General features: G+C 66.3%; 21 protein-coding genes. 3 read left to right on the top strand and 18 right to left on the bottom strand.

Features of this window, described 5'->3' with window-relative positions; all coding sequences use genetic code 11:
- Nucleotides 1-13 precede the first annotated feature (13 nt).
- Genes JQ617_RS14470 through JQ617_RS14505 form a run of 8 tightly spaced genes read right to left on the bottom strand, consistent with a single transcriptional unit; the run spans nucleotide 14 to nucleotide 7,792 of the window.
- Nucleotides 14-1,135, bottom strand: coding sequence for an NAD(P)/FAD-dependent oxidoreductase (locus JQ617_RS14470; RefSeq protein WP_212026896.1), 1,122 nt, complete (start codon nucleotides 1,133-1,135; stop codon nucleotides 14-16).
- Complete coding sequence (locus JQ617_RS14475; protein ID WP_212026897.1) at nucleotides 1,132-2,550, bottom strand: FAD/NAD(P)-dependent oxidoreductase; 1,419 nt, start codon at nucleotides 2,548-2,550, stop codon at nucleotides 1,132-1,134. The genes JQ617_RS14470 and JQ617_RS14475 overlap by 4 nt, the downstream gene beginning before the upstream one ends.
- Nucleotides 2,547-2,843 (bottom strand): (2Fe-2S)-binding protein, encoded by a 297-nt coding sequence (locus JQ617_RS14480; protein ID WP_212026898.1) that lies wholly within the window; start codon nucleotides 2,841-2,843, stop codon nucleotides 2,547-2,549. The genes JQ617_RS14475 and JQ617_RS14480 overlap by 4 nt, the downstream gene beginning before the upstream one ends.
- Before the next feature lie 27 nt (nucleotides 2,844-2,870).
- Nucleotides 2,871-4,007, bottom strand: coding sequence for an NAD(P)/FAD-dependent oxidoreductase (locus JQ617_RS14485; protein ID WP_212026899.1), 1,137 nt, complete (start codon nucleotides 4,005-4,007; stop codon nucleotides 2,871-2,873).
- Nucleotides 4,008-4,015: 8 nt separating this feature from the next.
- On the bottom strand, nucleotides 4,016-4,822 hold the full coding sequence (locus JQ617_RS14490) for an ABC transporter permease (protein ID WP_212026900.1): 807 nt from the start codon (nucleotides 4,820-4,822) through the stop codon (nucleotides 4,016-4,018).
- Entirely contained in the window at nucleotides 4,819-5,694 is an 876-nt protein-coding gene (locus tag JQ617_RS14495) for an ABC transporter permease (protein WP_145668420.1), read from the bottom strand. The genes JQ617_RS14490 and JQ617_RS14495 overlap by 4 nt, the downstream gene beginning before the upstream one ends.
- Nucleotides 5,691-6,731 carry an ABC transporter ATP-binding protein gene (locus JQ617_RS14500; protein WP_212026901.1) on the bottom strand — a complete coding sequence of 347 codons (1,041 nt, stop codon included), beginning with the start codon at nucleotides 6,729-6,731 and terminating at the stop codon, nucleotides 5,691-5,693. The genes JQ617_RS14495 and JQ617_RS14500 overlap by 4 nt, the downstream gene beginning before the upstream one ends.
- A 23-nt stretch (nucleotides 6,732-6,754) precedes the next feature.
- The gene (locus JQ617_RS14505) at nucleotides 6,755-7,792 is read right to left on the bottom strand and encodes an ABC transporter substrate-binding protein (RefSeq protein WP_212026902.1); all 1,038 of its coding nucleotides are present in this window, start codon (nucleotides 7,790-7,792) and stop codon (nucleotides 6,755-6,757) included.
- A gap of 275 nt (nucleotides 7,793-8,067) precedes the next feature.
- Here JQ617_RS14505 and JQ617_RS14510 point away from each other — a divergent pair, with 275 nt between their 5' ends.
- Nucleotides 8,068-8,985: a LysR substrate-binding domain-containing protein gene (locus JQ617_RS14510; protein ID WP_212026903.1), complete on the top strand. Its 918-nt coding sequence runs from the start codon at nucleotides 8,068-8,070 to the stop codon at nucleotides 8,983-8,985.
- A 170-nt stretch (nucleotides 8,986-9,155) separates the two neighbouring features.
- Here the strand turns inward: JQ617_RS14510 and JQ617_RS14515 are convergent, their stop codons facing one another.
- Genes JQ617_RS14515 through JQ617_RS14555 form a run of 9 tightly spaced genes read right to left on the bottom strand, consistent with a single transcriptional unit; the run spans nucleotide 9,156 to nucleotide 17,956 of the window.
- Nucleotides 9,156-10,529 carry an amidohydrolase family protein gene (locus JQ617_RS14515; RefSeq protein ID WP_212026904.1) on the bottom strand — a complete coding sequence of 458 codons (1,374 nt, stop codon included), beginning with the start codon at nucleotides 10,527-10,529 and terminating at the stop codon, nucleotides 9,156-9,158.
- Nucleotides 10,526-12,109: an ABC transporter substrate-binding protein gene (locus tag JQ617_RS14520; RefSeq protein WP_212026905.1), complete on the bottom strand. Its 1,584-nt coding sequence runs from the start codon at nucleotides 12,107-12,109 to the stop codon at nucleotides 10,526-10,528. The genes JQ617_RS14515 and JQ617_RS14520 overlap by 4 nt, the downstream gene beginning before the upstream one ends.
- Before the next feature lie 41 nt (nucleotides 12,110-12,150).
- Nucleotides 12,151-12,807 carry an aspartate/glutamate racemase family protein gene (locus tag JQ617_RS14525; protein ID WP_212026906.1) on the bottom strand — a complete coding sequence of 219 codons (657 nt, stop codon included), beginning with the start codon at nucleotides 12,805-12,807 and terminating at the stop codon, nucleotides 12,151-12,153.
- A gap of 8 nt (nucleotides 12,808-12,815) precedes the next feature.
- On the bottom strand, nucleotides 12,816-13,700 hold the full coding sequence (locus tag JQ617_RS14530) for a polysaccharide deacetylase family protein (RefSeq protein WP_063694145.1): 885 nt from the start codon (nucleotides 13,698-13,700) through the stop codon (nucleotides 12,816-12,818).
- Complete coding sequence (locus JQ617_RS14535) at nucleotides 13,687-14,502, bottom strand: ABC transporter substrate-binding protein (RefSeq protein WP_212026907.1); 816 nt, start codon at nucleotides 14,500-14,502, stop codon at nucleotides 13,687-13,689. The genes JQ617_RS14530 and JQ617_RS14535 overlap by 14 nt, the downstream gene beginning before the upstream one ends.
- Before the next feature lie 15 nt (nucleotides 14,503-14,517).
- Nucleotides 14,518-15,282, bottom strand: coding sequence for an amino acid ABC transporter ATP-binding protein (locus JQ617_RS14540; protein ID WP_212026908.1), 765 nt, complete (start codon nucleotides 15,280-15,282; stop codon nucleotides 14,518-14,520).
- A complete protein-coding gene (locus JQ617_RS14545; protein ID WP_063694148.1) occupies nucleotides 15,279-16,136 on the bottom strand; it encodes an amino acid ABC transporter permease in 858 nt (285 codons plus the stop codon). Before JQ617_RS14545 ends, JQ617_RS14540 begins: the two co-directional genes overlap by 4 nt.
- Nucleotides 16,133-16,960 (bottom strand): ABC transporter substrate-binding protein, encoded by an 828-nt coding sequence (locus JQ617_RS14550; protein WP_212026909.1) that lies wholly within the window; start codon nucleotides 16,958-16,960, stop codon nucleotides 16,133-16,135. The genes JQ617_RS14545 and JQ617_RS14550 overlap by 4 nt, the downstream gene beginning before the upstream one ends.
- Before the next feature lie 39 nt (nucleotides 16,961-16,999).
- Nucleotides 17,000-17,956, bottom strand: a complete 957-nt coding sequence (locus JQ617_RS14555) for an N-carbamoyl-D-amino-acid hydrolase (RefSeq protein WP_212026910.1) — start codon at nucleotides 17,954-17,956, stop codon at nucleotides 17,000-17,002.
- Between the two features lie 151 nt (nucleotides 17,957-18,107).
- On the opposite strand from JQ617_RS14555, the gene JQ617_RS14560 reads away from it, so the two are divergent.
- The gene (locus tag JQ617_RS14560) at nucleotides 18,108-19,034 is read left to right on the top strand and encodes a LysR family transcriptional regulator (RefSeq protein ID WP_212026911.1); all 927 of its coding nucleotides are present in this window, start codon (nucleotides 18,108-18,110) and stop codon (nucleotides 19,032-19,034) included.
- A gap of 28 nt (nucleotides 19,035-19,062) precedes the next feature.
- Nucleotides 19,063-19,776: a type 1 glutamine amidotransferase gene (locus JQ617_RS14565; RefSeq protein WP_212026912.1), complete on the top strand. Its 714-nt coding sequence runs from the start codon at nucleotides 19,063-19,065 to the stop codon at nucleotides 19,774-19,776.
- A gap of 204 nt (nucleotides 19,777-19,980) precedes the next feature.
- Here the strand turns inward: JQ617_RS14565 and JQ617_RS14570 are convergent, their stop codons facing one another.
- Nucleotides 19,981-20,448, bottom strand: a complete 468-nt coding sequence (locus JQ617_RS14570; protein ID WP_212026913.1) for a nuclear transport factor 2 family protein — start codon at nucleotides 20,446-20,448, stop codon at nucleotides 19,981-19,983.
- Nucleotides 20,449-20,475 lie beyond the last annotated feature (27 nt).

A 20,475-nucleotide genomic window follows, 5' to 3' on the forward strand; every position in this document is an offset into this window, starting at 1 on the left:
GATGTCCTCATTCCTAGAGCGTGGAGGGATGGAAGCGGTCGATGCCGAGATCGCCGACGCGGGTCTGGGTGCCACCATTGACGATCAGCTCCGCCATGACGGCGCCGGCGCCGGGGCCGAGCTGGAAGCCGTGCAGCGAGAAGCCGAACTGGTGATAGAGCCCCTTGTGACGGCTGCTCGGGCCGAACACGGGGATGTCGTCTTTCATCTTCGCCTCGATGCCGGCCCAGGCACGGACGATGGTCGCGCTGCGCATCACCGGGAACAGCTCGAACACGGTCTGCGCGCTGGTCGCGAGGCTCCTCCAGTCCAGCACCGTCTCGTTGCGGTCCTGGTAGGGCGTCGCCAGATGGCCGCCGCCGATCAGCACGGTGCCGTTCTTGAACTGCTTGAAGGACAGCTTTCGCCCGCGCAGGATCACGACGGGGTCGATGAAGTGCGGCACGCGCGAGGTGATCATCAGCATCGGCGCCACGGTCTCGACCGGCACCGGCTCGCCGAGATCAGCCGCGATCTTGCCGGCCCAGGCGCCGGCCGCATTGACCAGCACCGGCGCGGCAAAGCTCTCCGGACCGACATCGACATGCCAGAGACCGTCGCTGTAGCGGATGTTGGTGGCCGCGACGCCTTCGCGCACGGTCGCACCGAGCTGCTGGGCCTTGCGGCGGAACGCCGTCGTCGTCTGCGCCGGATTGGCTGCGCCGTCGCGCCGTGACACCACGCCGCCCGGACAGGTCTCGGCCACCGCGGGCACCAGCCGTCGCAACTCGGCCGCGTCGATCAACTCTTCATGGGTGAAACCGAGGGCGTTGAGCTCGGCAACACGTGCGCGACAGACCGCGAGTTCCTCTTCGTTTTCCGCGACGAGGACCTGGCCGTAGCTCTCGAAGCTGCAATCGTCGTCGAGGAGATCGTTGATCTTCTCCCAGATGCCCATCGAGCGGATCGAGAGCGGGATCTCCGGAATGTGCCGTGCGAGTTGGCGCACGCCGCCAGCATTGACGCCGGAGGCGTGGCGGCCGGCATAGTCCTTCTCGATCAGCACCGGCTTCAGGCCGGCGAGACACAGATGCAGCGTGGTCGAGCATCCGTGGATGCCGCCGCCGACGACGATCGCATCCACGTTTTGGCTCATCCGCGCACCACGGCCTTCACGTCGGCCTCGCTCTTCGGAACGGCGGCGAGCTCGGCCAGCGTGATCGGCTTCACCGGCGCGCGCAGCCGGTAGTAACCGATCTCCTGCGGGGTCTTGCCGCGCGCCTGCGCCATCAGCTCGGTGACGGTGAGGCCGCAGAGCCGGCCCTGGCACGGGCCCATGCCGGTGCGGCGATAGGCCTTGAGCTGGTTCGGCCCGGTCGCGCCGATCGCGACGGAATCGAGCACGTCCTTTGCGGTGACCTCCTCGCAGCGGCAGACGATCGTATCGCCCGAGGGAATGCGGAACTGCGGCGCGGGACGGAACAGCGTGTCGAGGAACAGGCGACCGCGCTCGGCCTTGGCGAGATCGGCGCGCAGCGTCGCCATCGGTGCGAGCTTCGCCGCAGCCGCGGGCGCCAGTGCTTCCACCGCGGCGCGCGCGGCAATGCGACCGCGGACCACGGCAGCGTTCGCGCCGCCGATACCCGCGCCATCGCCGGCGATTGCGATGCCCGCGACCGACGAGCCGCCGCTCGCATCCAGCACTGGCGACCAGCACAATTGCAGATCGTCCCAGCGATGCTCGATGCCCGCGGACATCGCGAGGTTGACGTTGGGCACGACGCCCTGATGCAGCAACAGGAGATCCGCAGGAATGGTGTCGCGCTTGCCACCTGCGACATAGCTGACGCCGGCAAGCTGGCCATCACCGGAGGCCGCAAGCTCGGTAACGCCCGAGACGACCTGCACCTTGGCCTTCACCTCGCGCATCATCGACAGGCCCTTGCTGAAGTAGGGCGAGGTCAGGAAGGCGAAGGCGTGCGGCAGCGCCGCGAAGTAATTGCCGCGCTCGGTGGTGTCGAGGATGCGGTCGATACGGCCGCCGAGGCGAAGGATCTGCGCGGCGAGAAGCCAGAGCAGCGGCCCCTGCCCGGCGATCACGGTGCGGCCATCAGGCACCAGCGCCGATGACTTCAGCATGGTCTGCGCCGCGCCCGCGGTCATCACGCCCGGCAGCGTCCAGCCGGGAATCGGGAACGGCCGCTCCAACGCACCGGTCGCGAGGATCACACGCTTCGCCTTGACGAAGGCGGAGGCGCCGCCGATGGACACGGCGATGTCGAGATTGCGGTCGAGGCTCCAGACGGTGGCACGATGGATGACCTCGGCATTGCTCGCGCGCAGCGACTTCACGAGATCGGCTCCGACCCAATAGTCGGCGCCGAGCTGATTGCGATCGGTCACGGGCGTCGAGGCGATAGCGCGGAACACCTGGCCGCCCGGGCCGATGTTCTCGTCGAGCAGCAGCGTGGAGAGGCCGGCTTCGGCGGAGGTCGCGGCAGCAGCAAGGCCTGCCGGGCCGGCGCCAATCACCACGACGTCATAGTCTTCGCGCTTGGGAGCCACAGTCATCTTCCGATCTCCCGCTTGCCCTTCTGGATCTCGACCTGCATGCCCTCGGCGACAGGCACGAGGCAGCCCTGGCAATTGCCGACGCCGTCGATGGTGACGAGGCAGTCGAAGCACACGCCCATCATGCAATAGGGCAGACGCGGCGCGCCGCTCACCGCGGTGGAGCGCCGCGCGTCAGCGCCGGACGCCAGCAGCGCGGCGGAAACGGTGTCGCCCTGGCGCGCCGCGACGGCAACGCCGTCGACGAAGATCTGCACCTGCGGACGTTTGTCCTGATCGGATCGTCTAAACATGGGATGCCCCTTGGCTCCTTGATATCTCTAGTAGCCGCTGTTGTTCGCAGCACCGGCGGCGCCAAAACGGCTCGCCGAGAACGCGCCGACCAGCTCGGGCTCAAGCGCGCCTTGCGCCACCATGCGCGCGATCTCGAAGGCGTGGTTCGAGGCGAGCGTCACGCCGGAATGGCAGCAGGCGACGAAGGCGCCGGGATGCGTCTCCGACTGGTCGTAGATCGGGAAACCGTCCTGCGGCATGACGCGGATGCCGGACCAGCTCCTGACCACGTTGAGCCGCGCCAAATGTGGGAACATGCGCTGCGCGCGATCGGCCATCACGCCGCTGATCGAGGGCTTCAGGGTGCGATCGTCGAGCTCGTCTTCCTTGCTATCGCCGATCATGACCGTGCCCTCGTCGGTTTGGCGGATCGTGGTCAGCGGATGCGGCAGGAACGGCATGGTGCGCTCGGTCACGACGACCTGGCCGCGGGTCGGGCCCATCGGTGCGTAGAGGCCGACCATCGGCGCCAGCGTCTGGTTGGCATTGCCGGCGGCAAGCACGATCTTGGCGGCGCGCAGCTCGCCCTTCGGCGTGGTCAGGCGGAATTCGCCGCCGCTCCTGTTGATCGCCGAAACTGGACGCTCCGGAAAATAGTCGATGCCGAATGCCTTGAAGCCGGTGTGGAAGGCGCGGAACGTGCGCAGTGAATTGACGTGGCCGTCGAGCGGGCAATAGCTGCCGCCGGATACTTCGGGCCCGATCAGCGGCAGCGCCTTCTTCACTTCCGACGGCCGCAGCATCTCCATCTGGTAATCGGCCGCACCGGCCTGGTTGTGCATGCGCTTGACGAGCTCGGTGCGCTGGCCGAATTCGTCCTCGCCGAGGGTGAGGTGAAAGCCGCCGTTCTGCTGCAGGGCGACGTCGAGGCCGGTCTGCTGCTTCAGCTCGGAGGCAAGCCGGCCCCACGCCTGCGAAGCCTGCACGGTCCACACCGTGTAGGCGGGCATGCCGAGCCCCTTGCTCTGCACCCAGACCAGCGCAAAATTCGCGCGCGAGGCGCGCTTGGTGATGTCGCCTTCGTCGAGCACGGCGACCTTCTTGCCGAGGCGGCCGAGGCCCCAGGCAATCGCGGAGCCGAGCAGTCCGCCGCCGACGACGGCGACGTCATAATCTCCTGACATAGGTTCTCCTATCGCCCCGCATCGCCCTTGCCGGCGAGCACGCGGTCGAGCCCGTAGAAGCGGTCGAGCAGAATGAGGGCGGTCATGGTGATCGCGATCACGCAGGCCGAGACCGACGTCACCAGCGGATCGATGTTGTCCTGGATATAAAGGAACATGCGCACCGGCAACGTCTCGGTGCCGGGCGCAGCAAGGAAGACGGTCATGGTGAGATCGTCGAAGGACTGGATGAAGGCCAGCGCCCAGCCGCTGATGACGCCGGGCAGGATCAACGGCAGCGTCACGCGGCGGAACAGCGTCCAGCCGCCGGCGCCGAGCGAAACCGCGGCCATCTCGACGGTGCGGTCCATGCCGGTCGCCGCAGCCAAAGTCAGGCGCAGCGCGAACGGAAACACGATGATGACATGCGCGATGATCAGCGCGGCAAAGCTGCCACCGAGCCCGGCCGAGGTGAAGAAGCGCAGGAAGGCGATGCCGAGCACGACATGCGGGATCATCAGCGGCGACAGGAACAGCGCCGCCAGCGCATCGCGGCCGCGGAAACGATAGCGCGCAATCGCGAGCGCGGCCGGCACCGCGAACAGGAGCGCGACGAACGAAGACAGAGCACCGAGGCCGAGGCTGACCCAGAAGGCGTGGATGAATTCGGGGTAGCTCGCGATGGTCCTGAACCAGCGCAGCGAGAAGCCGTTGGTCGGCAGCGACAGGAAGCCCTCGGGCGTGAAGGCGACGAGGCAGACGACCAGGATCGGCGCCACCATGACGATGACGAAGATGGTGTGGAAGATCAGCGCGAGCGGGCCGTTCCGGCTCATCGGAACACCTCCGCATAGCGCCGCTCGATCAGCGCGTTGCTGCCGACGACGATCAGGACCAGGGCGACGAGCAGCAGTGTCGCGACCGCTGCACCGAGCGGCCAGTTCAGCGTGTTGAGGAACTCGTCATAGGCGAGCGTTGCCGCGACCTTGAGCCGGCGGCCGCCGATGATCGCGGGCGTCGCGAAGGCGCTGGCCGAGAGCGAGAACACGATGATCGCGCCCGACAGCACGCCCGGCATGATCTGCGGCATGATGATGCGGCGGATGATGGTCGCGGGTCCCGCGCCGAGCGACATCGCGGCATTCTCGATCTGCGGATCGAGCCGCTGCAGCGCCGCCCACACCGACAACACCATGAACGGCATCATGACATGCGCGAGCGCGACGACCATGCCGGTTTCGGTGAACATGAAGGGGATGGGGGAGCGCATCACCCCGAGCGACATCAGGAGCTTGTTGACGAGGCCGTTGTTGCCGCCGAACAGCAGTGCCCAGCCGAGCGTGCGCGCCACGACGGAGATCAGGAGCGGGCCGAGAATGACCAGCAGGAAGAAGCTCTTCCAGCGGCCGCTCATGCGGTTGAGGATGTAGGCTTCGGGCGCCCCTAACAATGCGGTGAGCAGCGTGGTCAGGATCGCGATGCGAAACGTCCGCCAGAACATCTCGGCGTAATAGGGATCGGTCGCGATCTCGTGCCAGTTCTTCAGGATGAAAACGGGCTCGATGCCCTTGTACTGGCCCCAATCATGGAACGACAGCATCACCGTCATCGCCAGCGGAATCAGCAGCACGCCGACGAACAGCATCAAGGCAGGCGCCGTCAGCGCCCACGGCGCACGCGCGCTGCGCTCCTCGGCGGCCATGCTCATGCGACGGCCCTCGCGCGCACGCTCATGTCCTCGGGCCGCCAGGCGAGACGCACCGCATCGCCTTCGGCGGGCTGCGCCTGCCCGTCGTTCTGGCGGATCACGATCGCCGGGCCGCACTCGCTGTCGCACTGGAACAGCCAGTGATTGCCCTGGAAGATACGGGTGACGATTTTTGCGCTGAGGCCGGCATCGCCGAAGCCAATGCGCTCAGGGCGAATGCTGACGGTCACGGCGCCGTTCAAGCCAGCCGGCGCCGGCGCGCTCCAGGAGCCGGCTACGAGCCGTGCCGGCGTCGCGGTCCGGTCGATCGTGCCGGCAAAGTCGTTGGTCTTGCCGAGGAACTGCGAGACGAAGGCCGAGGCCGGCCGCTCATAAGTCTCCTGCGGCGTGCCGATCTGCTCGATCTTGCCCTGGCTCATCACCACAATGCGGTCCGACAGCGACATCGCCTCGTTCTGGTCGTGGGTGACGAGGATCGTGGTGGTGCCGATGGTGCGCTGGATCTGGCGCAGCTCGATCTGCATCTCCTCGCGCAGCTTGGCGTCGAGGTTGGACAAGGGCTCGTCGAGCAGCAACACGCTCGGCTTGATCACCAGCGCGCGCGCCAACGCCACGCGCTGCTGCTGGCCGCCGGACATGCGGCGCGGATGGCGGTCCTCGTAACCGGCGAGGCCCACCATCGCGAGCGCGGCACGGACACGCTCGGCCCTATCAGCCCGCGTCACGTTGCGCATTTCCAGACCGAAGGCGACGTTCTCCGCCGCCGTCATGTGCGGAAACAGCGCGTAGCTCTGGAACACGATCCCCAGCCCGCGCTTGGCCGGATGGATCGCGGTCAGGTCCTTGCCCTCGAGGCGGATCGCGCCGCGGGTGGGATCGAGGAAGCCCGCGATCATCTGCAGCGTCGTGGTCTTGCCGCAGCCAGACGGGCCGAGGAAGGAGATGAACTCCCCCTTCCCCACCGACAGGCTGAAGTCGTCGACCACAGTCTGCGCGCCGAACTGTTTTGCGACCCGATCGAGCTCGAGATAGGCCATGACGCTGTCTCCGCTGCGACCGATCAGCGCTCGACCTCGCGATTCCAGCGCTTGGTCCACTCCTCGCGCTTCTCGTTGATGACGGTCCAGTCCGGATTGTAGAGCTTCGCCGCGCGCTCGCCGATCGGCGCCATCTTGCCGAGCTCCGGCGGGATCACCAGCGACTTCAGCACCGGGCCGTAGCCGTAGTCCTTCAGCATCACGAGCTGGATTTTCGGGTCGAGCAGCATCTTGACGAAGCTGGATGCCAGCGGCGAAGCGTTCGGCTTGGTGATCGGACAGGCCGTCGTCAGCAGCGTTGCCGCGCCTTCCTTCGGATAGACGAAGTCGACGGGGAAGCCGGTATTGGCAAAGCTCTGCACGCGGCCGGTGCCCCACACCGCAATCACCGCCTGGCCGGACTGGAACAGCTCGGTCATCTTGCCCGGCGACGGCTCATAGGCGAGCACGTTCGGATTGATCTCTTCCTTGAAGATCTTGAAGCCGGAATCGACGTTGGTCTCGCCGCCGCCGTTCATCTTCGACAGCATCACCAGCGCTTCGAGACCGTAGGTGTTGTTGATCGGCGGGATCACGAGCTGCTTGGCGTATTTCGTGTCCTTCAGGTCGTTCCACGAGGTCGGCGGCGCCCAGCCTTTCTCCTTGAACACCTTGGTGTTGTACATCAGGCCCGTGGCGACAATGCCGATCGCAACGGCGCGATCGTCCTTGAAGCGTGCGGTAGTGTAGAGATCGGCCTCCGGCAGTCCCTCGAGCTTGCCGCAGAAGCCGAGCTGGATCGCCTGATACATCGGGCCGTCGTCGACGATGGCGACGTCGATCTGCTGATTGCCCTTCTGCGCCTGAAGCTTGGCCAGCGTATCGGTGGAGTTGCCGGCGACGTACTCGACCTTGACGCCGTTCTCCTTCTCGAAAGCCGGGATCACCTCGTCGCGGATCGTCTTCTCGAACGAGCCGCCGTAGCCGGCGACATAGAGCGTCTTTTGCTGGGCCGACGCGACCGAGGGGACGGCGATGAGCGCTGCGAAGCTGACCGCGGTCAGAAGGCGAAAAGTCTTCATGTGGACCGATCTCCAATACCGGAATGAGGTGACGTGCCGACGAGTCTCGCTGGCTGAAGCGCGTTGCCGCATTCCCTTCCGCGCCAATCCGCGTCCGATCAGGGCTCCGGCCCCCATTCGGCGGATTTTGGTGCGATCTGGAGGTTTGAACCCCTCCAATCTGCCGAAAAAGCGGGCTGTCTCCAGTCCTGATGAAAAAGATCGCAACGTATACTTCCATCGTCCAATGAATAATGGCACCCTCTGCATGCCAAAATGTTATGGATGAAAAGGGTATGGCGCGGATCAATTCGCGGCAGGTCGAGGCCTTCCGGGCGACCATGCTGACCGGCAGCGTCACCGAGGCTGCGAAGCTGATGGTGGTGACGCAACCGGCCGTGAGCCGGCTGCTGCGCGACCTGCAGGCGCTGCTGAAAATGGAGCTGTTCGAGCGGCGCGGCACCGGCCTCGTGCCGACCGCCGCGGCGATGGCGCTCTACACCGAGGTCGAGCGCTCCTTCGTCGGCCTCGAGCGCATCACCGCGGCGGCCGAGGAAATCCGCGGTCGCCGCACCGGCTCGCTGCGCATCGCCGCGCTGCCGGCGCTGGCGAACGGCTATTTGCCGCGCCTCGCCGGACATTTCCTGATGGAGCGGCCCAACCTCAACCTCGCCTTCTTCGGCGTGATCTCTCCGATCGTGGTCGACTGGGTGCTGAACAACCAATGCGACATCGGCTTTGCCGAGGTGCCGATCGCGCATTCCGGCCTGCCGAGCCTGCGGCTGCCGGCGCCCGCGCGCGTCGCGGTGCTGCCGACGGGTCATCGCCTCACCGAAAAGGAAGTGCTGGAGCCGCGCGATTTCGAAGGCGAGACCTTCATCTCGCTGTCAGCGGGATCATCGAGCCGCCACCTCGTCGACCAGGTGTTTCATCGCCATGACGTCCGCCGCGTGCTCAGGGTGGAGACCACGCTGTCGGAGATCATGTGCGGCATGGTGTCGTCGGGACTTGGCGTCGCCATCTGCGACCCCTTCACCGCGAGGGAATTCTCCACCCGCGGCGTGGTCGCGCGCCGCTTCCTGCCACGCATCGACTTCGAGTTCTCCGCCGTCTTTCCGGCGCAGCGCAGTCCTTCGCCGGTGGCGCTGGATCTGGTGGAGACCATGCGCAAATCGCTCGCCGCATTCGACGATCTGCCAGAGGCCGCGAGTTAGGACAATCTGGCCACAGGCTCGCTGCAACCTCTCCCGCTTGCGGGGGAGGTCGGCGCGAAGCGCCGGGTGGGAGCTTTCTCCTCTAGGGGAGTATCCCCGGTCGGAGAGAGCCCTCTCCCCTACCCTCTCCCGCAAGCGGGAGAGGGAGCATACCTCCTTCGGGGCCGCGCTCACCCGTTGAAGGCCGCCTGCGCCTCCGGCAGGTCCCAGATCTTGCCGATCGCGGCGCTGCCGGCCGCGGTGATCGCCGCCTCATCCGCACCGAGATAGCGCCCTTCATCGACCAGCACGCGGCCGTCGACCATGACCTGGTCGATGTTGGCGCGGTTGGCGAGCGCGATCAGGGCGCGGCGCGGATCGAACAACGGCTGGAGATGCGGGTGAGTGAGATCGACGATTGTGAGATCGGCGGTCGCGCCCGGCTCGATGCGGCCGAGATCCGGCCGCTTGATGACGTCGGCGGCAACAGCCGTGTTCGCCTCGATCAGCTCGGGTGAGTTCGCGACGTCGGGGCGCGCCGAGGTGACCTTGGAAATCAGCGACGCCGCGTTGAGCTCGCCGAGCAGATCCATGTTGTAGCCGTCGGTGCCCACCACGGCGCGGACGCCGTGCTCGGCGAACCGGCTGAACGCCGCGGTGACGCCGGCGCGTGCGAACACGCGCGGGCAATTGAGCACGGTCATGCCGCGCGCGGCCATCAGCTTGAGATCGTCATCGCTGCTGAACATGCAGTGCGCCGCCATCAGGTCGGGCGCGAGCAGGCCGAGCCAGTCCAGATACTCCGCCGGGGTGCGGCCGCCATAGCGCTTGCCGATGGTCTCGACCTCGGCGCGGCTCTGCGCCATGTGCGTCGTGATGGGCACGCCGAGCTCGCGCGCCCGCGTGGCGCAGGCTTTGAGCAGATCAGGACCGCAGGTGTCGGTGGCATGCGGGCTCATGGCGAGGCTGATGCGGCCATCGCCGCGATTGTTCCAGCGCTGATAGAGCGCATCCCACGTCGCCATGTCGGCGGCGCCGTCGTCGCCGGAATAGCGCACCACGCCGTCCGGACCAGCCTTGGCATCGGAGGTCGAGAACAGATAGGGCGCGCCGTAGAAGCGGATGCCCATCTCTTCCGCCGCGTCGAACATTTCGGGGATCGAATTGCGGAACGGCTCCATCACCGTGGTGGCACCGCCCTTGAGGAGCTGGAGGATGCCGAGCCGCGCGACGGCCATGCGCTCCTCCGCCGACAGGATGTCGGCGCCACGCTTGGTCAGCGGCAACAGCACCGTGTAGACGATGCTCTGGTTGTTCTTGCGGCCGTTGCCGTCCTCGGTGTGGCTGCGCGCCACCGCCTCCGAGAAGCAGTGATTGTGCAGGTTCAGAAGGCCCGGCAGCACGAAGCGGCCGGGACGATCATAGACCGCGTCGGCGCGCGGCCTGTCGCGCGTGACGGCCGCGATCCGCTTGCCTTCGACCAAGACCCAATGGTCGCGCAATACGTCCTGCGCGCCGTCTTTGCGTGACAGCACATAGCTGCCGAAGATTGCTGTGGTGCTCATGCGGGGCGTACGTTCCAGAACACGGCGGTGCCGTCGAGAATGCCGGTGATGGTTTTGCGATAGGCGGTCGGCTGCTTGTACAGGCCGATCGGAATATACGGGATTTCTTCGAACGCGACCGCCTGGATCTCGCGGCAGATGCGCTGCTGCTCGGCAAGCTCGGAGGCTGCCAGCCATTGGCTGCGCAACTCACCCATCTTCGTGCTCGCATACCAGCCGGCGACCTTGCCCTCGCCGCGGATATTGGTGTTGCCGGCCGGGTTGAGCCAGTCGATGCCCTGCCAGTTGCCGACCGCCGCGCTCCAGCCTCCCTGCCCGATCGGATCCTTCTTGAGCTGGCGCTGCAGCACCACGGCAAAATCGAGCCCGGCATATTCGACGTTCATCCCGGCCTTGCGCAGACTGTCGACCGCGATTTCACCGAGCGGCTTCTGCGCCAGCGAGTTGGTGGGGACGAGCAGCACGATCTTCTCGCCGTTGTAGCCGGCGGCCTTCAGGTCGGCCTTGACCTTGTCGTAGTTGCGCGGGCCGCGGAACACGTCGAGCCCGACGTCGCTCGCCATCGGCGTCGCCGGGGCGAAATAGCCGATGGGCGAGACCTGGAAAGCCGGATCGACACCGGCGACGGCCGTCATGAACGAGGACTGATCGATCGCGCCCAGGAGCGCGCGACGGATGGCGGGATTGTCGAACGGCGGCTGCAGATGATTGAGGCGCAGCATGCAGGCATAGCCTCTGGGGTCGAGGACGCGCGTCTCGATGTCGCCGGCCGCCTTGATCACCGGGAGCAGATCATGCGGCGTGGTCTCCTGCCAGTCCTGCTCGCCGGTCTGGAGCGCGGCGACGCCGGTGCCGGCGTCGGGCGTGGTGGTCCAGACCACGCGGTCGTAATGCACGATCTTCGGCCCGGCCGTCCAATCCGGCTTGCCGTCGGTGCGCGGCTGGTAGCGCTCGAATTTTGCGTAGGCGTTGCGGGCGCCCTGCACGCGCTCATCGGCGAGATAGCGGAACGGGCCGCTGCCGATCACCTCGGTCAGCGGCTTGAACGGGTCCTGGCTCGCCAGCCGCTCCGGCATCATGAAGCAGGCATTGATCGCGGCCTTGCCGAGCGCCTGCGGCAGCAGCGGGAACGGGCGCTTGAGACGGAAGCGAATGGTGCGGTCGTCGGCGGCCGACAGCTCAGCGGTTGCCTCGATCAGCTCGCCGCCAAAGCCGTCGCGTGCCGCCCAGCGGCGAATGCTGGCAACGCAGTCGCGGGCGAGCACACGTTCGCCGTCATGCCAGAACAGGCCGTCGCGAAGCGTGAGGTCCCATTGCAGCCCGTCACCCGAGATCGTGTGACCCGACAGCATCTGCGGCGAGACCTGGAGCGAGGAGCTCATGCCGTAGAGCGTGTCGTAGACCATGAAGCCGTGGTTTCGCGACACCTGTGCCGTGGAATAGATGGGATCGACGAAGGCGAGGTCGATGACGGGGATGAAGCGCAGCGTGGACTGGGATTCAGCACGCACGATGCCCGGCAGCGACAGCGCCGGTACTGCGGCGGCGGCCTTGAGGAGCGAGCGGCGGGAGATAGACATTACGAGAGGCTCCTGAAGAGATCGAACTTCATTGTTCGTTTTTACGTGTTCAACAAGACCGCGCCGATCGCGGCGGCCACCGCCTGCTGCGCAGGCTCGACCACGGGCACGCCGATCGCATCCGCGATCGCCGCGCGGTGCGAGGCCATGCCGGCGCAGCCCATCACCACCACGTCGGCCCGGCATTGGGTGACCAGCGCGCGGCCGGCGTCGATCAGGCGGCCGCGGATGTCGGCGCCTGCCGTCTCCGCCGCGCTCGCACCGACAGACCAGCTTCCGGCATAGCGACTGTCGACGCCCATCACCCGCGCCATGCGCTGCTGGCGGCGAATGCTCGACGGCGACAGCGCGATGATGCCGAAGCGTTCGCCCAGCATCATCGCGCGAAAGATGCCGCATTCGGCGATGCCCATCACCGGACGTCCGCCGGCGGCTTCGCGCACCGCATGCAGCCCGGGATCGCTGAAGCAGGCCAGCACGAACGCATCGGCCTTGTCCCGCGACACACGATTGACCAGCGGCATGACGACACTGTCGGCATCGCGCTGCGAGCTGATGCCCGGCGGCCCCTCGGCGAGGCCAACCACCTCGATGTCAGGCCCGCCGGCGATGCGCAGCGGCGCGACCGCATCGTCGATCGCCGCCGTCACCGACGCCGAGGAGTTTGGGTTGATGACGAGGATACGGCGGCGGGTCATGGCACTGCTCAGCGGTTGCCGGCTTCGTGGCGCAGGAAGTTTTCCGCGATCTTCTCGCCGGTCGTGATCCAGACATCGGGACACGATTTCGCGTAGGTGAGAAACTCGCGGAGCAGCCGCAGCCGCATCGGACGGCCGCTGCATTGCGGATGCAGCACCGTCGTCACCATCGCGCCCCAGTCGCGGACCTCATCCAGCTCGTCCTTCCACATCGAGAGCACGTGCTCCTTGGGGAAGATCGAGCGCGGGCTGAAGCGGGCGGAGAGGCCATGCATCCAGTCGTCATAGCTCGCGGTGACCGGCAGCTCGATCGTGCCGGGCTTGCCGTCGGCAAGCCGATGGCGATAAGGACGCACATCATCGCGGAACGAGGAGGTGTAGACGATGCCGTGGCGCACCAGCGCGACGCGCAGCTCCTCGGTGAACTCGCCATAGGGCGCGCGATAGCCGGTCGGTTTGACGCCGAGCCGGCGCTTCAGCGCCTCGAAGCCGCGCTCCAGCTCCTCCTCGATCCAGGGATCGCCGGGATCGGGCAAGAGATGATGATAGCCGTGATGCCCGATCTCGTGCCCGGCCTTCAGGATGGATTCGGCCATCGCCGGATGCGCGTCGACCGACCATCCCGTGACGAAGAAGGTCGCCTTTAGATCGAGCTGGTCGAGCAGCTCCAGCAGTTTCGGCGTGCCGACACGTGCCTCAAAGCCGCCATAGCTCATGGTGATGAGCCGCTGCGCGTGCACGGCGTCCTTGCTGGTCCACGCGCTCTCCGCATCGACGTCGAACGACAGGAACATCGCCGAATTGTACGGCTTCGGCCAGGGATAGTCCGGCGCGGGATCCGCGGTGTTGGCTGGGGTGAGCGGGATGCTCTGGAGTGCCTTACTGTCCAGCATTGATGGTCGCCTTTTCGAGTGCGTTGTCAGTCAGTTTCCACTTGGCAAGCAGGGTCTTGTAGGTGCCGTCCGCGATCAGCGCGTCGACCGCCTCGAGCATGGCCTGCTGCAGCGTCTTTTCCTTGACCGGCAGCGCGATGCCGGTGAATTGCTGCGCGATGGGATCGCCCACGGTCGCATAGGTGTTGGGCTCGAGGTCCATGATGTAGGGCAGCGTCTCGTTGCCCTGGGCGGCGGCGTCGATGCGGCCCTGCCGGAGCTGGGTGCGCGCGTCGGCCGAGCCGTCGGTGCCGACGAACTGGATCGGACTGCTGCCGCAATTCTTCTCGCTCCACGCCGCGATCTGCGCCGGGAACATGGTGCGGCGGCTGGCGCCGACCTTCTTGCCGCACAGCGCCGCCGCGTCCTTGAATTCAGCCTTGCGCGACTGCTGCACGAAGAACTGCGGACCGCTGCGCAAATAATCGACGAAGGTCGCGATCTCGTGCCGGCTGGCATAGTCAGTGAAGCCGGACAGGATCGCGTCCACCCGCCCGGTCGAGATCGACGGCATGAACTCTGCAAAGCTGGTCTCGGTCCATTCGATCTTGACGCCGAGCTTGCGGCCGATCGCCTCGCCGAGATCGATGTCGAAACCGGACAGCGCATTGGTGGCGGGGTCGCGGAACTCCATCGGCGGATAGTTCGGCACCAGCGCCACCTTGAGGCTGCCGCGCTTGGCGATGTCAGGCGGCAGCTCGATCGCCATCACCGATGTGCTGATGGCGCCCAGCAACGCCGCCGCAAGCAAAAATCTCTTCATCACCACGCCCCCATGTCAGATCACAGCCGAAAGAAATGCCTTGGTCCGTTCCTCGCGCGGCGTGCCCAGCACGTCCGAGGCGCGGCCCTGCTCGACGATCGCGCCCTGGTCCATGTAGACGACGCGATCGGCGACCTCGCGCGCGAAGCCGAGCTCGTGCGTCACCACCATCATGGTCATGCCGCTCTTCGCCAGCTCCTTCATCACCGCGAGCACCTCACCGACGAGCTCGGGATCGAGCGCGCTGGTCGGCTCGTCGAACAGCATCAGCATCGGCTTCATGGCGAGCGCCCGCGCAATCGCGACGCGCTGTTGCTGGCCGCCGGAGAGCTGCGCGGGATAGGAGTCAGCCTTGGCGGCGAGGCCGACGCGGCGCAGAAGCTCGAGCGCTTCGCTGCGCACCTCGTCGGCCTTGCGTCCCTGCACCTGGGTCGGGCCTTCGGTGATGTTCTCCAGCGCGGTCTTGTGCGGAAACAGGTTGAAGCGCTGGAACACCATGCCGGTCTTGAGCCGCTGCCGCCCGATCTCACGCTCGGAGAGACGATGGAGCTTGCCGCCCTGCTCGCGCACGCCGAGCAGCTCGCCATCCAGCCAGATCCCGCCACTGTCGATCATCGCGAGCTGGTTGATGCAGCGGAGCAACGTGGTCTTGCCGGAGCCGGAGGCGCCGATCAGGCACATCACCTCGCCTGGCCAGACGTCGAGCGAGACGCTTTTGAGGGCCTGGAACTCGCCAAAGCTCTTGCTGACGGAGCGGATCGCGACGAGGGGCTTTGTCATCGCGCCAGCCGCAATGTGCCGCGGGCAAAGCGGCGTTCGAGCAGCATCTGCAGCGGCGTCAGGATCGAGACCACGAGCAGGTACCAGAGCCCGGCGACGATCAGGAGCTCGATGACGCGGGAGTTGGCATAGTAGATGTTCTCGGCGTTGTGCAGCAGCTCCGGATATTGGATGACGCTCGCCAGCGAGGTCGCCTTTACCATGCCGATGAACTCGTTGCCGAGCGGCGGGATGACAACGCGCATCGCCTGCGGCAGCACGATCCGCCGCAGCGCGCGCAGCCGTCCCATGCCGATCGCCTGCGCTGCCTCGTATTGTCCGATGTCCACCGACAACATGCCGGCACGCATCACTTCCGAGGTATAGGCGCCCTGGTTGATGCCGAGCCCGAGCAATGCGGCGAGGAACGGCGTCATGACATCGACCGCCCGCGCGCTCCACAGGCCGGGAATACCGATGGTCGGAAACACCAGCGCGAGGTTGAACCACAACAAGAGCTGAAGGATCAGCGGCGTGCCACGGAACAGCCAGGTATAGCCGGCGGCGACCGTCTTCAGCACCGGATTGGGCGACAGCCGCATGATCGCGACGACGATGCCGAGCACGATGCCGAGCGTCATCGCCAGCACCGCCATCACCATGGTGTTGACGATGCCTTCGAGAATGACCTTGGCTGTCAGGAAACGGCTGACATAGGACCATTCGATCTGACCGTTCGCGAACGCGCGGGCGATCGCCGCCAGCACGAGAACGATCAGGGCGGCGCTGATCCAGCGAAACCAGTGCGGCTCGCGCGCGATCCGCATCCCCGACAGATCGGGGAAACCCTCCGCGAGTGCCGGGGCCGGCCTCATTGCGGCGCCGCGTTCAGCATGGGCTTTTCGACCGCATTGGCCGCCAGGCCCCATCTGTCGAGGACGGCCTTGTAGGCGCCGTCGGCAATCATGGTGGCGAGCTTCTCGGTCACCACCTCGCGCAGGGCCACGTCGTCCTTGCGGAACATGATGCCCTGATAGCCCTTCGCAAAGGCCTCGCCGACGATGCGGTATTTGCCCGGCTCCTGGGATTGCGCATAAGGCAGCGTCTCGCTGCCCTGCACGGCGGCGTCGATGCGGCCCTGCTTGAGCTGGTTGCGGACGTCGATCGAGTTCTCGCCCGGCACGTACTGGATCGCCGGCTTGCCGGCCGCCTCGCAGTTCTGCTTGCTCCACTTCTCGATCTCGACCGGGAAGCTGGTGCTGCGGGTGGTGCCGACCTTCTTGCCGCAGAGATCGGTCGCGTCCTTGGCGGCGCTGTCGGCCATCACGAAGAACTGCGGACCGGTGGCGAGGTAATCGACGAAATCGGCGGTCTCGCGCCGGGAGGCGCGATCCGAGATGCCGGAGATGATGAAATCGGCGCGCCTGGTCTGGAGTGAGGGAATCAACTCCGCGAATGGCGTCTCGCTCCAGACGATCTTGAGGCCGCCGAGCCGCTTGGCGAGTTCGTTGGCGAGATCGATGTCGAGCCCGACCAGCTCATTGGTCGCGGGATCGCGATATTCCATCGGCGCATAGGTCGAATTGACGGTGAGCTTCAGCGTGCCCGCCTGCTTGATCTCCGCCGGAAGCTCGGCTGCCTGCGCCGATGTCACGGCGGCCAAGGCTGCCAACCCAAGGAAATGCGAGAGGCGTGTCATGTCAGCTCCATTGCCAACGCCGCGACCGGCTGTTTGAAATCAATCTGCGTCGAGAACGGCCGGCTCGACGACGCCGGCGCGTTCGGTGATCACCCTGTATTGCTCGGGCCGCCGGTGGGCGGCGAAGTTGAACATCTTGTCCTTGCCCTGGCGGCACATATCGAGATCGATGTCGGCGACGATCACCTCATCCGCCAGCGTCTGCGCCTGTGCGACGATGCGACCGTTCGGATCGACGATGCAGGAGCCGCCGATCAGCCCGGAGCCGTCCTCCTCGCCCGCCTTCGCCACCGAGATCGCCCAGGTCGCGTTCATGTAGGCATTGGCCTGCGTCACCAGCGTCGAGTGGAAGGTGCGGAGCGCGCCGTCTTCCGTGGTGCCACCGTTGGGATCGTAGGCCGCCGAATTGTAGCCGATGCAGACAAGCTCGACGCCCTGCAGGCCGAGCACGCGCCAGGATTCCGGCCAGCGGCGGTCATTGCAGATCATCATGCCCATGATGGCGTGGGCCCAGGCCGAGCCGGCGCGGAAAGCGGGAAAGCCGAGGTCGCCATATTCGAAATAGCGCTTCTCGAGCTGCTGGTAGCGCGCGCCCTCGCGCGGCTCGACCGAGCCCGGCAGATGCACCTTGCGATAGCGACCAAGGATTTCACCGTCGCGATCGACCAGGATGGCGCAATTGTAGCGGCGGCCGTCCGGCGTCAGCTCGGCATAGCCGACATAGAAGCCGACACGCAGCGCACGCGCGCGGTCGAACAGCTTTGCCACCGCCGGGTTCGGCATGCCGCGCTCGAAATACCGGTCGAGCGCGTCGCCTTCGAGCAGCCAGCGCGGGAAGAAGGTGGTGAAGGCGAGCTCGGGAAACACCACGAGACTGGCGCCGCGGCTAGCGGCCTGCTCCAGCATGTCGAGCATCCGCTTCAGCGTATGCTCGCGGCTATCGGCTTTTTGCGTCGGCCCCATCTGGGCGGCTGCGGCGCGAAGGACACGAACCAAGATTGCCTCCAATCTGTGCGCAGTGCTGCCTCAATGGGCGAATGAACCCTTTGATGCGACGTGCAAATCCGCTGCCATTACGCGCAAGCGGGGCTGCAAAATCAATTCGTTCTGCTATGATGTTTTGGCCCAGAGTATAAACGGCAGTGATATGAACCTGCGTCAGCTCGAGATCCTCCGTGCCGTCATCCGCCACCGCACCACGGTGGCGGCGGCGGACGAGCTGGCACTGTCGCAGCCCGCGGTCAGCAACGCGCTGAAGACGATGGAGGCGCAGGCGGGCTTTGCGCTGTTCGAGCGCGTCAACAACCGGCTGTTTCCGACCGCCGAAGCGATGGCGCTCTACAAGGAGAGCGAGGCCATCTTCGCACTGCACGCCAAGCTCGAGAGCCGCGTTCGCGATCTGCGCGAGAACCGATCGGGGCATCTCGCCATCGTCGCGACGCCGCCGCTCGCCTACAGCATCATTCCCTCGGCACTCTCGGGCTTCCTGCGCCGCCGCCCGGAGACACGCGTCTTCTTCGACGTGCGCCGCTATGAGGGCATCATCGAGGGCGTGCTCAGCCGCGTCGCCGAGCTCGGCTTCGCCCTCGGCCTGACGCATCATCCCGGCATCGCGCACGAGGTGGTGCACACCGGCGAGATGGTGTGCGTGCTGCCGCCGCAGCATCCTCTCGCCGGCAAGCCGGTGATCTCGGCCGCGGATCTGTCCGGCCTGCCCTTCATCGGGCTCGAGCGCGGCACGCGGCTTGGCGAAGCCGTGCGCGACAGCTTTGCCCGGGCCGGCGCGCCGTTCCGCCCCACCGTCGAGGTCCGCTACTGCAACACGGCCTGCGTACTTGCCGCTGCCGGTGTCGGCGCTGCGGTGGTCGATCCGTTCTCGCCGCGGCAGAACGGCGGCAACGGCCTCGTCGTGCGGCCGTTCACGCCGACGACGCATGCAGTGGCCTATATGCTGTGGTCGGAAGCCGAGCCGCTGTCGCGCCTCGCCAAGGCGTTCCTCAACGAGGTCCGCAAGGAAAGCGCGCAGCTGGAGCGCACAGCGCCACACCAGCAACATGGGGCAGAAAACAGCTAGGCTTCGCAACCTTTTGACCGGGGGGCACATGGCACGCATCACCATCATCGAGACCGGACAGGTCCCGCAAAAGTATCGTGAGCAGCATGGCTCGTTCCCTGACATGTTCGCGCGCATGGTCCGCGCCGAGGATCCGACCGCGACGGTCGAGGTCGTCAGCATTCCCAATGGCGACGCGCTGCCCGATCCCGGCGAGCTCGAGGCGGTGCTGATCACCGGTGCGGCCGCCGGCGTCTATGACGGGCTCGACTGGATCGCGCCGCTCGAGGACTTCGTCCGCAAGGCCTACACCAACAAGACCCCGATGGTCGGCGTCTGCTTCGGTCACCAGTTGATCGCGCAGGCGCTCGGCGGCACCGTGCGCAAATCCGAGAAGGGCTGGGGCATCGGCCGCCACGTCTACCAGGTGCTGCCGGAGAATGGCGTCGTCGACGGCGCAGCGGTCGCGATCGCCGCCTCGCATCAGGACCAGGTGATCGAGTCGCCAAGCGACGCACTCACGATCCTCTCGTCGGAATTCACTCCGCATGCCGGCCTGCTCTACGCCAACGGCGCGACGCTGACCGTGCAGCCGCATCCGGAGTTCGATGTTGGGTTCGCGGAAGTGTGCTGCGAATTGCGCGACGGCAAGGCGCCGGAGGATGTCGTGGCAACGGCACGGGCTTCACTGGCGGAGCCGATGGACAGCGCGAAGCTCGGTGGAGCGATTACGAGGTTTCTGGCAAGGCGCACGTCCGCGTAGTTCGCCGCGCTGGCCGCACGCTCCTCTTCCCTTCTCCCCTTGCGGGAGAAGGTGGCGCGAAGCGCCGGATGAGGGGTATCTATCCGCGCATTCGATGAGAGTTGGATACGCCGAGAGAGACCCCTCACCCGGCTTCGCTTCGCGAAGCCACTCTCTCCGCAAGGGGAGAGGGTGCAGCGTGCTCGCTGCGCTATCTCGCAAACTTCAGAACGGATCCGTCCCCAGCCCCGGCACATCGGCCGGCCGCGGCCCGGGCGCCGGCCAGTGAAACCGGCGGTCCTTCTCCGCAATCATGATGTCGTTGATCGACGCCTCGCGTCTCCGCATCAGGCCGTGCTCGTCGAACTCCCACTGCTCGTTACCGTAGGAGCGATACCACTGGCCTTTGCCGTCGTGCCATTCGTACTGGAATCGCACGGCGATGTGGTTGCCGTCGAAGGCCCAGAGGTCCTTGATCAGGCGGTAGTCGTGCTCCTTCTCCCATTTGCGGGTGAGGAAGGCGACGATGGCTTCGCGGCCCTGGAACACTTCGGAGCGGTTGCGCCAGCGGCTGTCCTCGGTATAGGCGAGCGAGACTTTCACGGGGTCGCGTGAATTCCAGGCGTCCTCGGCCATGCGGGCCTTCTGCGCGGCGGTTTCACGGGTGAAGGGCGGAAGCGGCGGGCGCGACATGATGGCCTCATCGGTTGGTCGGGGCCG

Source organism: Bradyrhizobium sp. KB893862 SZCCT0404 (assembly GCF_018130885.1).
In the GTDB taxonomy this organism is placed as follows: domain Bacteria; phylum Pseudomonadota; class Alphaproteobacteria; order Rhizobiales; family Xanthobacteraceae; genus Bradyrhizobium; species Bradyrhizobium stylosanthis.